The sequence below is a fragment of the Edaphobacter modestus genome (genome assembly GCF_004217555.1).
Taxonomy (GTDB): domain Bacteria; phylum Acidobacteriota; class Terriglobia; order Terriglobales; family Acidobacteriaceae; genus Edaphobacter; species Edaphobacter modestus.
The window spans coordinates 1,768,695-1,780,778 of sequence record NZ_SHKW01000001.1 but is presented as its reverse complement, the minus strand read 5'-3'; the positions used below and the strand labels follow the sequence as shown (position 1 = coordinate 1,780,778).

At 55.0% G+C, this 12,084-nt stretch carries 8 protein-coding genes; 2 read left to right on the top strand and 6 right to left on the bottom strand.

Annotated features, from left to right (window positions below; translation table 11 throughout):
• Positions 1 to 20 precede the first annotated feature (20 nt).
• Together BDD14_RS07390 and BDD14_RS07385 are read right to left on the bottom strand one after the other, a co-directional pair.
• Positions 21 to 1,076: a YncE family protein gene (locus BDD14_RS07390; RefSeq protein WP_130418237.1), complete on the bottom strand. Its 1,056-nt coding sequence runs from the start codon at positions 1,074 to 1,076 to the stop codon at positions 21 to 23.
• 47 nt (positions 1,077 to 1,123) lie between these two features.
• On the bottom strand, positions 1,124 to 2,746 hold the full coding sequence (locus BDD14_RS07385; RefSeq protein WP_130418236.1) for an alkaline phosphatase family protein: 1,623 nt from the start codon (positions 2,744 to 2,746) through the stop codon (positions 1,124 to 1,126).
• A 161-nt stretch (positions 2,747 to 2,907) separates the two neighbouring features.
• Between BDD14_RS07385 and BDD14_RS07380 the strand changes: the two genes are divergently transcribed.
• Positions 2,908 to 3,633, top strand: a complete 726-nt coding sequence (locus tag BDD14_RS07380) for a response regulator transcription factor (RefSeq protein ID WP_242617803.1) — start codon at positions 2,908 to 2,910, stop codon at positions 3,631 to 3,633.
• Positions 3,634 to 3,676: 43 nt separating this feature from the next.
• Positions 3,677 to 5,017, top strand: coding sequence for a sensor histidine kinase (locus BDD14_RS07375; RefSeq protein ID WP_130418235.1), 1,341 nt, complete (start codon positions 3,677 to 3,679; stop codon positions 5,015 to 5,017).
• A gap of 161 nt (positions 5,018 to 5,178) precedes the next feature.
• On the opposite strand, the gene BDD14_RS07370 is transcribed toward BDD14_RS07375, so the two are convergent.
• The 4 genes from BDD14_RS07370 to BDD14_RS07355 form a co-directional block, all read right to left on the bottom strand.
• Complete coding sequence (locus BDD14_RS07370) at positions 5,179 to 8,289, bottom strand: efflux RND transporter permease subunit (protein WP_130418234.1); 3,111 nt, start codon at positions 8,287 to 8,289, stop codon at positions 5,179 to 5,181.
• Entirely contained in the window at positions 8,289 to 9,566 is a 1,278-nt protein-coding gene (locus BDD14_RS07365) for an efflux RND transporter periplasmic adaptor subunit (RefSeq protein ID WP_130418233.1), read from the bottom strand. Before BDD14_RS07365 ends, BDD14_RS07370 begins: the two co-directional genes overlap by 1 nt.
• Positions 9,567 to 9,569: 3 nt before the next feature.
• Positions 9,570 to 10,913 carry a TolC family protein gene (locus tag BDD14_RS07360; protein WP_130418232.1) on the bottom strand — a complete coding sequence of 448 codons (1,344 nt, stop codon included), beginning with the start codon at positions 10,911 to 10,913 and terminating at the stop codon, positions 9,570 to 9,572.
• A 109-nt stretch (positions 10,914 to 11,022) separates the two neighbouring features.
• A complete protein-coding gene (locus BDD14_RS07355; RefSeq protein WP_130418231.1) occupies positions 11,023 to 12,042 on the bottom strand; it encodes a YncE family protein in 1,020 nt (339 codons plus the stop codon).
• Positions 12,043 to 12,084 lie beyond the last annotated feature (42 nt).

Sequence of the window (12,084 nt, the reverse complement as noted above, 5' to 3'; positions counted from 1 at the left end):
GGTTTGGTCCTGGGTACGAACTACGGGTTGACTCGATAGACAAGAAGGCCCGCGTCGTCGATCGAGGTCTTCGGGTGGACAACATAAAGCTGCTTCAGCTGCGGAACGAGAAGGGCCGTTTTGCCACCGTTCGTGGGGATGTCCGTGAGCTTGGTGTAGTGGTCCTTGCTGTCCTGGTGAAAGATGGAGAGGCCCTGCGAACCGGCGATATAAATCCTCTTCATCTGCGCGTCCCACGCCATGCCGTCGGCGATGTTCACGCTCGGTTGCTTGTCCATGACCTTGCCTGTCGTCGTATCGAAGACATACAGCATGCCAGGCTTGCGGCCAACGACAAAGAGACGATGGTTTACAGCGTCGATTGACATGGCCGTATTCAGATTCAGATCCGGGGTCGTCCACGAATCAACGACTTTCGCGTCCTTCAGATCGACGACGCCGATTTGCTTCTTGTCGCGAATGTTGACATACAGCTTGTCGCTCGCTTCGTCGATGGCAATCGCTTCGAGGTTGATGCCTTCCACGCGAATCTTGCCAACGATCTTGTGAGTATCGACATTGACCTCCGCGATCTCGGAGTAAGGCAGGTTGGCGGATTTGCCCCCATTACCAATAAACAGGATCCGGCGCTTCACATCGAAGTAGCCGACGTCCGGCGAATCAGTCTTACCCGTAACCGATCCATCAATCAGTGGAATCCGGTCTGTCTGGTGAAAGTCTGCGGCGGAAAAGAACAGGCAGGATGAGTCACCGCCGTCCGCAACGACGAGCTCATCTTTCTCAGGTACGTAGGCAAGGGTGTGCGGCGTCTTCACCCCGTTGATGCTCTGCAGGTGCTTGCCAGTGCTCGCTTGAAAGACTTCGATGGTATGGTTCTCTTCGGCAGCGATGAACAGGTGATCCCGCTTCAGATCGATTGCAAGGAAATCAAAATCGCCTTCAATGCCGGGCAGAGGTGTCGATCTATGCAGCGTAACCGGGGAGCTCTGTGCATTCGCGGAAACAGGCGCATCGCACGACGCAAGCCCTGCCAACATGCTGCCGAGTACTACTGTAAACAACTTCTTCGTTTTCATAATCCCCTTATCTGGTCTGGTTGAATATGCTTTGTGAAATGAATTCTTTACTTGAGGCTGGAGGCGGTCTTTTTCAGGAACGGATCAGCCACCTCGGGCAGAATGTGGCCCACGGTACCGCTCGGAGCCTGGATACGAAGGATTGCCGCGAGAGTTGGAGCAACGTCGCTGATGCCGACCGTCTCGCTGTAAACGCCCGGGGCTACTCCGCCGCCCCAGAAGAGAAGCGGAACATGGCTGTCATAGTCGTAAGGAGAACCATGTGATGTTCCTTCTTTACCGAAAAGGTAGTAGGGCTTGAGAACAACCAGAACATCCGGTCCGCGCTGCGGGTAGAAGGCACGCGCGATATACTCATCAATCTGCGAATGGGCTCCTTCGTGCTTCATCAATTGCGTGCGGGTATAAGAACGAGCGACATAAGGAAGCTTCATCACCGTCGCGGCGACTTCATCCTCGACAGCGCTGTGCTTCAGCTTCTTCGATTCGATGAGTTCGTCGTCGAGATAGAATCCGGACTCCTGAGTTGCAATGACCCACTTGCCTTCGCCGAACTTTTTCTCAAGGGCGGACTCCACGGTATTGATATATGCCGCTTTGTCGGGACGGCCACCAGGCATCTTTCGCTGCTGGTTCACTTCAGGTACGGGAGCGACACCGTGATCGGCGGTGAGAATGACAAGGACGTTCTCCCTGCCCCCTGCCTGTTTCACTACGGCATCCAGAAGCTTTCCAATTGTGCGATCGGTGCGTACCGACATGTCCTCGACCTCAGGCGCATCGGGTCCAACTGCATGGCCGAGGTGGTCGTTTGCCGAAAAGCTGATCGTGAGAATGTCCGTCTGATCATGCTTGCCAAGCTTCTCATTGCTCATTACGCGCTCGGCTAATTCTTCGAGCATGTCATTGGCAAACGGGGTCTCCTCCCACTGTGAGAAGTAAGCTTTTCCGACGGTCGACGGGAGCTTCATCAGGGGCTTATCCGATGGAGAGGAGCCTGTGCCGAGTGCGTACCAGCTTGCACCGAGCGACTTGAGGGCAAGCTTCTCGCTGTTGAACTGCTTGATCCAGTCGGGCAACTGTTGCTGGTACCACGTGCTGCTGACAGCAGCGCCCGATGTGTTATCGATCCAATACGCAGCATCTGCCATCCGGCCTGCCGGTAGAATGGCCGCACGATCCTTCATCGAAATACCGATCACCTTTGAGGTGTTACGGTCGGCAATCTTTAGTTCATCGCCTACCGTGCTCACTATCAGGTTGTGAGGAGAAGAACCTTCCTTCTCTCCGTCCACACCCAGTAGTTTCGTCTCGGCGTCCTCAACAGAGGTGATTACCTTACCTGATTTGCGGTCATACCATTCGTTCCCGATGATGCCACTTGTCGCTGGCACAGAACCGCTCAGGTATGTGGCATGTCCCGTTGCGGTGACAGTTGGATAGTGATCCTGATGCGCATCCACGTAGACTGCGCCCTCGGACAGCATCTTCAACAGACCCGCTTGGTATCGTGCGCGGAAACGTGTGGTGTAGTCGAACCGGAACTGATCGACAGCGATCGCGACTATGAGCTTTGGCCTGTGGGCAGCGGGCACTAATGCGTCCGCGGCAACCGCCTGAGGCACAGTCTGGAGAGAGGCAATTAGAACTACAACAGCAATAGTCTTCATGGACGACCGATTCTCCTCACCTCATCGCAAGGGAGTGTCGGACGCGGACGAAACTCCGCATGACTCGTTGCGATCAGGAATGATCCGATTCAAACTGACCTTCCTGAGACGAAACTGAGAGAATGCGTTGAGTAACCTACTATTCACGGAATCACAGTTGAATGTTCACATTTCTCGTGCTCAATCAACCTATGAACGTTCTTGTCATAGAAGATGACAAAAGAATCGCCGGGGTTCTGCAGCAGAGCTTAACCGAAGACGGACATAATGTCTTTCTCTCGCACCGCGGCGACGAGGGCATAGATCTCATCAACCACGAACACTTCGACCTGGTGGTGCTCGACGTCATGCTCCCGGCCATCGATGGCTTTACTATCCTGACCAAGGTTCGCGCCAAGCGCTTGTCAATTCCGATTCTGCTGCTGACGGCTCGCGGTGACATGTCTGACATGGTTCGTGGTCTTGACCTTGGAGCAGATGACTATCTCACGAAGCCGTTCCAGCTCGACAACTTGCTAGCCAGGGTGCGGGCCGTAGGCCGCCGCAGCCATAACGCTTCTGACAACAAGATCGCGGTCGGCTCTCTTATCCTCGACCAGGCGGAGCAGATCCTGCGTAAGGACGGGGTGGAGGTCCCTCTCACCCGGAAGGAATTCCTGATTCTCGATCTATTGATGCGCCGGATGAGCAAAGTTGTGACGCGTGATCAAATGATCGCAGCTGGCTGGGGATTCGACGCAGAGGTCAGCGACAACTCAATTGACTTTTACATATCAAGCCTGCGCTCCAAGATCGACATGAAAGGACAGCCCAGTCTGATACGCACAATGCGTTCGATCGGGTATTGCTTCTCGCCAAACAGTGCTTCCCAATCACCGATCGCTTAGAGTACGGATATGCCTGTGGTATGTAACGCTGACCATAGCGTGCATGGGTACGCTTGGAGCGTTCTCTTTCTTTTACCTGCGGCGAGCTCTCGCCAGTTCGCGGGAGCATACGCTGCAACGGCGTGTCGATCGACTGACTCATTTCGTCAATGATGCCCCCCAGTCCACCACGACGGTCCCGCTACCCGTTCTGATTCATCAATTCAGTACCGTTATCCCCGAAAGTGACCTACTGCGCATAAGCAGTCTCGACGGTCGCAGCATCTACCCGTACAAAGGGGATATCAAAGATTTCTCCTGGCCCGCTGAGCGGTGTGACCTTCCATGCTTCAGCATGGTTAAGATTGAAACGAAGCACATGCGTCTCATTCAGCAAGTAATCACACTTCGCGGCGAAAAGGTTCGCGTTACCCTCGCCGGCCAGGTCGATGAACACTATGACATTCTGCGAATGGTACGCAATTCCTACCTTGTCAGCATCCCGCTACTGCTTGTCATTTCAGTCATTGGGGGACTGCTCCTGGCGAATCGCACTCTGGAGCCCATCGACCGCATGACGCGGGCAGCGCAAACCATCAGTATTCGCGATCTTCGAAAGAGATTACCCGTCCCGCCCACCGGAGACGAAGTCCAGCGCTTTGCGGTGGCCTGGAACGAGCTGTTGGCTCGACTGGAAACCGCGGTAGAGAGTCTGACACAGTTTACGGCTGACATCTCACACGATTTGCGGACGACACTCACGGTCATGCTTGCGACTGCGCAGATATCTATGAAGCGAGAGAGAACGCCTAGCGAGTATCAGAAGGCGCTGCAAACAATCATGTTGGAGTGCGAAGCAACGACTCAATTGCTTGACGATTTACTAGCAGCCTCGCGTGCTGACGTAGAGCAAGAGAATATACAGCTATGCCGCGTGCCGCTCTCCGAGGTCGTAGAAGAAACCTGCACACATCTTCAAGCGCGTGCCGAGGTGAAACAGCAGTCTGTCGGAATCGGCGTGGAGGCGGATCGCTGGGTGGAAGGCAATCTTTCGCTCCTGCGCCGTCTGGTAACTATCCTGGTCGACAATGCGATTAAGTACACGCCTCCTAGCGGGGAGATCAGCGTGTTGCTCTACTCCGAGCAAACGAACGCCACCCTGGAAATAACGGATACTGGAATTGGTATTGCGGCACACGATATCGATAAGATTTTCAATCGGTTCTATCGTGCTGATACTTCACGAAATAGAGACCAAGGAGGGGCCGGCCTCGGTCTCTCCATCGCAAAGTGGATCGTCGACGCGCATCGCGGCACGATCTCCGCGAAGTCCGATCCGATGAATGGAACCAGCTTTCTCGTTACGCTTCCCCTCTTGGCTCCCGAAGCGGAAGAGACGCTATGACTGAACATCGTCTAGAGATTGGCTTCCGACTCACGAGGTATCGCTGTGAATGAGACGAACAATGCGGATAGAGGTGACCAAGCGAGCCATGCCATTTGGAACTCCGATAAAGCTGAAGGTTTATCAAAATCCCTGGGAGGTGGAGATACGCCACTATCACCCTACACGGTCGACACGTCTGTTAATGCCACATCGTGACGTTGCGAGGTAAGAAGGTAGTACACCACCGGCGTCACAATGAGGCTCAGCAGAATAGAAATGAGAAGTCCTCCGATGACGGCGATCGCGAGGGGCTGCAGCATCTGCGATCCTGCGCCCAGGGCAAAAGCGAGCGGCAGCATTCCGCAGATTGCCGCAGTTGCGGTCATCAGAATAGGTCGCAGTCGTCGTTGCGCGGCATGAAGCATTGCGTCCATCGCCGAGGTGCCTTCCTTTCGATATTGTTCATCGGCATCGAGTAGAAGAATTCCGTTCTTCGCGACAATCCCTATCACCATGATGAGGCCCATGAACGATGCGACATCAAACGTCGTACCGGTAATTAAGAGTGCAAAAACCACGCCTGCCACTGAAAGGATGGAAGAGGTCAGGATCGCTAGCGGCGCCGAGAAATTCCGGAATTCGATCAGGAGTACTCCAAAGACGAGAGCAAGGGAGATGAGCAGCACCTGAAGAAGCTGATGGAAGGATTGCTGCTGCTCCTGGTAAGTGCCTCCGTATTCGACACGAACTGTAGGTGGCAGGTGCATGGCGCTTACGGTTCGTTGCACCTTTGCGATTGCAGTTCCTAGGTCAGAACCTTCGAGCTGTGCCGTAACGACGACCATCCGTTGAAGGTTCTCGCGGCGAATCTCGTTCTGTGGCGGGAGCTGCATAACCTGGGCAAGGGAACCTAGCGTTGCCAACTTTCCCGTTACACTATTGAAGACTGTGTTTTCGATGGTGTCGAGTGATAGCCTCGTCTCATCCCCCAAGCGTACGCGCACTGTATACGGGCGGCCATTCGCAATAAGCGGAACCATTGTGGTGACTCCATCAAGAATGGACGTAGCATCTTCGGCCACTTCCTGCGGTGTGAAGCCCATGCGACCGGCAACGGTAGGATTCACCTGGAAGCTGGTGGCCGGGCCACTAATGGTGTTCTCGATGCCATTTTCCACGCTAACGACGCCGGGAATCTTGCTGATCGCATCTCCAACACGCGGCGCAATGTTTGTGAGAAGCTCCGAGTCGGTTGCAAAGAGCTTAATCTGAATGGGCTCAGGCGCATTGGAGAGATCGTTGATCATGTCCTGAAGTACCTGCACGAACTCAACGTCCATCTGCGGCTCTGTCTTCTTGATCTCGGATCGGGCCTCCGCAATGATCTCGTCGATGTCGCGGCTACGGTTTTTCCGGAGCTTCACCGTCATATCGCCGGTGTTAGCTTCAGTTACGGCAGCGAGCCCCATCTGGAGACCGGTACGGCGTGACGTGCTTTCCACTTCAGTAATGGAATGGAGGATCTTGTCGACATGCTCGAGGACTCGGTTCGTTTCGGTGAGAGAGCTGCCTGCCGGCATGATGTAGTCCAGGATGAATCCGCCTTCATCCATAGATGGCAGAAGATCGGAACCCAAGGCCTGATAGCCAACGCATGTGCCGACCACAAGAAGCCCGCAAAGGCCAAGCAGTATGAAGGGCCGCGACAAGGCCCAGGATAAGGTCCGCTGATGCCAACGAAGAACAGTGGTCATCGCGCGGCCGTATTCATCATGGCGCGCAGGATGGGACGAACGATCTCGGAGAAGCACGAGGCTTAATGCGGGTGTCCAGGTAACTGCGAGCATCAGGGAGGTGAGCAATGCGACGGTCATGGTAATGGCCAGTGCGCGGAAGAAGCTTCCGGTAACACCCGTAACCGAGATCAGAGGTAGAAAGACCACAACGGGGGTTATGGTTGAGCCGACGAGTGGTACAGCGATCTCGCGTAGAGCTACCCGCGCTGCTTCCGCACGTGACTCGCCGCTGTCTCGGTGCAGGACGATGTTCTCTACGACAACGATGGCGTCGTCGATCACCAGACCAATGGCTGCGGCCAACCCACCGAGTGTCATAAGGTTGAAGCTCTCACCCAATACCCAGAGAGCAAGCACCGTGATCGCTACGGTCACAGGGATTACAAGACCTGCCACCAAGGAAGAGGTCCAGTCGCCCAGGAAGAGAAAGAGGATTATGCATGCTAAGCCCAGACCGATCAGGATGGCATCGCGGACACTGCGAATGCTCTCACGCACTAACTCGGACTGGTCATAATAAGGCTTAAGTTGAACACCTGCGGGCAGATTTCTTTTGAGTTGTTCGATCTGGACCGCCACGGCGTCCGCGACTGCGACCGTATTACTCGCCGGCTGGCGAGTGATGTTGAGAAGAACAGCGGATTTATTGTCCGCCGTAACTGTGGTGTAGACGGGTAAGACTCCTGGCTGTACCGTCGCCACATCAGAGACACGAACCGCGCTTCCACTCGCGGTGGTCTTTACGACTAGCCCTCCAAGATCATGGGCATCGTGGGCTTGAGCTCCAACAAGACCTAGGATCAGCTGATGATTCGCCTCATACAAGCCGGGCGAATCAATGATGTTCGAGGCCTGCACCGCATTTACCATGTCCAAGATGGTGACACCGGCCGTTTGCATCCTCGCCATGTTCGGGACGATGTGGTACTCAGGTACCTTGCCACCCTGGATTGTTACCGTGCTGACTCCTTGAACACGGTTAATCGGAGGTTTCAGCTGGTACGTAGCAATCTCCCATAGTTGTGTCTGGGAAAGACGGTCGGAGGTGAGGCTGTAGCCCAGGATTGGAAAGGTTGCAAAGGTCAGGCGATTCGTCGTTATCGACGCGGTAGCTGGCAGTGTCTGGCGCGCCTTGCTCAACGCCGCATCGACAAGTTGCAGCGTATGGAACATGTCAACATTCCAGTCAAAGAACAGGCTGACTTCAGCTGAGCCTCGACTGGTTGTTGACCGTACGGTTGCGAGTCCGGGAACCGAGTTGACCGCGTCTTCGATGGGCTTAGTTACCGTGATCTGCATCTGTTCCACAGGCATCACGCCATTATCGATACCAATAACCACGCGAGGGAAGTTGGTGTCGGGAAAGACGGAGATCGGAACGCGTTGCGCCGTGAAAATGCCGGCGATAGAAAGGACAATCAGAAAAAAGAATATCGGGCCGCGAAAGCGAACAAGCCAATAGGGGGTAGCCGGAGCAACAGTTAGCTGGTTCATTATTTCTCGTCTCCCATTGCGTCTGTTTTCCCCACGGCGACCTTAGTCCCTTCGTCAAGGCCATATTCGCCTTTTGTGATGACGGTCTCAGTGCCATTCAACCCCTGTGTCACCTGTACGTCCTCGCCATCATTGATTCCGAGTTGGACGTTTACCTTGTGGGCTGTGCCAGCTGCGTTCACGACCATGACGGACTTCGACCCGTCCTCCGCGGTGAGAATGGAGGAGATTGGAACCTTGACTGCTTTGGGAACGGTTCGTCCGATGATCGCGACACGGACTGGTGTGCCTGCCTTGTACTTGCTGGTGCTGTTGTCGATCTTTAGCCAGACCTCAACGGTCGTGCTTCCAGGATCGAGAGCCGGGCTGATCAAAGTCACCTTGCCTGAGACAGGCTCCTCAACACCCGGAACAGTGATGGCAGCCTTGTCTCCGAGGTTGAGGCGTTGGGCAACGATCTGCGATAGATGGACCTTCGCGAGCAGAGAGGAGGTGTCCAACACTGTAACCAGCGGGGTTCCTGTGTTGGCTGTCTCCCCTGCAAATAGCGGGCGTTCCGTGACGATCCCGTCGATAGGGCTATGGATCTCAGAGTATGAGACCTGCGCTTCTGCTACTTCATATTTCCCCTTGGCGGAAGACAGCTGGCCCTGAGCGAGTTGGAGGGATGCACTCCGGCTCACACTCTTCAACGAGTAGAGATGATTTCTGGAGGTATCGTAAGCCGCCTGTGCCTGTGCAAGCGCCGCTATAGCCGTGTCGTAGTCTCGCCCGGCAATCGCTCCCTCCTTAAAGAGCTTTTTGCGAGAAGCTACGATCTCTTCTTGAAGATGCAGCTGTGCTCCGGCTTGTGCCACGTCCAGTTCCGCCTTGGCATAGTCTTCCGGTACCTGCGCTTTCGTCTGCATGTCGTAGGTGGCCTGGGCGGCAGTGAACTGGCCCTTGTTGTCGAGAGCCTGTGCCGACAGGTCGCGATTCTCGAGTATGGCAAGAAGCTGACCGGCCTTTACCTTCGAGCCGCGTTGAACGTAGAAGTTGCGCACCGGCGCTGTAATCTTGGGTGAGATGGCGGCCTGTGCCAATGCCGACAGACTGGCATCAGCCACGATGTGCTCCGAGATGTCGCCAACTTCAGGATGTTCCGCCTCGACCGTAACGACCGACTGCGCGGTATCATCCGTGGCCTTTTTGCAGGCAGTCAGGCCGATGGAGCACAGCAGAGCTCCGTTCAAGATGAGGCCAAATGGGATCGATCGAGCGTTATCGTTGAATCTCATAGTTCAAAGGCTTCCTATTAGAACCTGGAGTGCCGCCAAGGCGGTTTCGAAACGAGTAAGCCCATCGGCTTGAGAGGTCTGTGCGGTAAGATAGGCGTTTTGAGCGTCGACGACCTCGAGCGCCGTCGCCTCGCCGGCGGTATAGCGGAGCTTGGTGAGGCGGAGGCTCTCATTTGCTGTGCGAACACTTTGGTCAAGGAGATCGAGCTGATCGCGCGCGGTAGCAGCCTCGGCGTAACTCTCTTCGAGTGTGGCGATGAGGCGACGCTGCGCTGCAGTCAAGGTAACCTTCGCAGCATCTCTGCGAATCTCACTCTGCTTTACCCTCTTCTGGGTCGAGAACCAGTCCCACATTGGAATATCGAGAGTGCCGCTTACGGAATAGCCGAGATTTTTCACTTGGTCAGGCCCGCGCTTGGCGAACTGCGGGGCATCGATTCCGTAGGTGAAGTTCAATGCAAGATCCGGGAGGTAGGCTAATTTCGCAGACTTCACTCCAGCATTCGTCGCACTCAGATCGGCAAGCGCACTGCGAATCTCTGGGTTGTTGGCCGAGGCAAGTCGATCGACCTCATCCCGTGTGGGAAGCGCTGGCGGTGCGCCAGGGGAATCCGTGGTGTACACCGTTCGTGGGTCAGGAAAGAGCAGCACCGCTAACTCGAGACGCGATTTATTGGCGATGATGATTGCGTCGGCGAGATCACGCTGCTTTTGCTGCTGCTGGAGCTCAGCTTTGACGACATCAGCGTGAGCAATCTCGCGAGCTGCCTCTCGTTTCTGAGTCAAATCAGTGAAGTCCCGCGCCTCTTGGAATGCCTCCTGCTGAACCTTTCGCTTCTCCTCAGCTGTTGCGACCGTATAGTAGAGGGCGACGACAGTAGATACAAGGCCCCGTCGTGCAATCTCCAGTTCGGCATTGGCACGAGCAGAGTTCGCTCCTACGACCTGTGCATCGGCAAGTTGTTTTAGCCCAATCGTCTCATTGATTGATGCCTGACTGGTGTACTCATGGATGGCGTTATTCGCGATAAATATCGGTGACGCCTGAGCACCAACCTGGCCGCCCTGGTTCGTCTGACCGTTGGGTTGGGTATAGAGCATTTGATTGTGGTACGTGACGGAAGGAAGCAGCGCGGCTTTGGCAAGATAGCTGTCAATCTTCGTGGACCTTTGCGCTGCAAGTGCCGCTGCGAAGATCGGTTCGTTGGTCTGTGCTTGCTGAATTGCTTCGGTCAATGACACATGATGCGGCGGATCGCTTTGTTGTGCGACAACAAACGACGAACTCCCCAATGTCAGCGCGATTACGGCGACGGTTTCACTTAAGGAAAATATCCCTTCAGCCATCTTTGTAGCCTAAGAGGTCAACCTTAAGCCTTACTGAAATGTCTCGCGTATTTTTCGAATAGCGAGGCTCATCCGAAGATGAGCCTCCGAGCAGTGAACTTACAAGACCTCAGGGTTGAACGACGATTACCTGAAAGCTGTCTGGTACCACAGCTGCCCGAGGATGGGGTACAGCATGCGAGGAGGCAGGCGCGGGTTCATACTCTGCTGCCCCAATAAAGATGCGCCCCGTCGTGGCATCAAAAGCCATTGTCTTAGCCCCCTTAGCCGTTGGAAGACTGGTTGCCGTAGGGAAAGTCGGCTTGGTCGTATCGATGACGCTAAGAGTACCGTCGCCACCATTCGATGAGAAAGCCAGACCCCGCTTCGCATCGAAGGCGGCCGCATCCGGCGAGTCCCCGATGGTTGCCAGGCTGAGGAGTTCACCGGTTCCATAGTCTACGATAGCCATCTTATTTCCGTCGCACACTGAGAAGAGACGATGTTTGGCGTGATCGATCGCCATTCCCGACGGTGCCTCACATCCCTTCAGAGACCATGTCGCGACCATCTTCTGTGAGGCTGCATTGAGCTTCACGATCACATTTTTGTCTTCTATGTTGACGAAGACGGAGCCGTGGCCGTCAACTTGGGGAAACTCTGGTTTACCGGGGAGCGGGATAGTCGCAATGACCTGGTTCGAGGCAGTATCAAGCACCGTGACATTGCTGCTCTTGCCATTGAATGCCCAGACGGTCTTCGTTGTCGGTTCGAACGCAATGCCGTCAGGGTTGGTACCGGCTGGTACGGTCTTGAGAACAGATAATGTCTTTCTATCGAAGATGCCGATAGCATTGCCTGCTCCATCGCTGATGTAGCCAACGCGACCATTGGGATCGAGTGCAATACCGTGGGTGCTCTTAAATCCCGTTACCGCGCCAAGGACTTTGCCCGTCGTCGTGTCGATGACCTCGACGCGAGCATTATGCGCAATGTAAAGGCGATGGGCGGCATCGTCGGAGAGCAGGTAATCCCATCCTCCCTGGCCACCAACCCTCCAATGCTCGGAGACGTGATAGTGCTGTGCCGCGGCGGTTGCCACACTGGCGCAGAGTAGAGCAAGGCCAATCATCCCTTTACGGAGACGCATAGATCAGAACTCCTAACGATAGGCTCGACATTGCTGTCGGAG

Bases quoted from the DNA above. Each gene is read 5' to 3' on its own strand.
- BDD14_RS07370 (WP_130418234.1), bottom strand. From the start codon at position 8,289: ATGAACCAGCTAACTGTTGCTCCGGCTACCCCCTATTGGCTTGTTCGC.
- BDD14_RS07360 (WP_130418232.1), bottom strand. From the start codon at position 10,913: ATGGCTGAAGGGATATTTTCCTTAAGTGAAACCGTCGCCGTAATCGCG.
- BDD14_RS07365 (WP_130418233.1), bottom strand. From the start codon at position 9,566: ATGAGATTCAACGATAACGCTCGATCGATCCCATTTGGCCTCATCTTG.
- BDD14_RS07375 (WP_130418235.1), top strand. From the start codon at position 3,677: ATGGGTACGCTTGGAGCGTTCTCTTTCTTTTACCTGCGGCGAGCTCTC.
- BDD14_RS07380 (WP_242617803.1), top strand. From the start codon at position 2,908: ATGTTCACATTTCTCGTGCTCAATCAACCTATGAACGTTCTTGTCATA.
- BDD14_RS07390 (WP_130418237.1), bottom strand. From the start codon at position 1,076: ATGAAAACGAAGAAGTTGTTTACAGTAGTACTCGGCAGCATGTTGGCA.
- BDD14_RS07355 (WP_130418231.1), bottom strand. From the start codon at position 12,042: ATGCGTCTCCGTAAAGGGATGATTGGCCTTGCTCTACTCTGCGCCAGT.
- BDD14_RS07385 (WP_130418236.1), bottom strand. From the start codon at position 2,746: ATGAAGACTATTGCTGTTGTAGTTCTAATTGCCTCTCTCCAGACTGTG.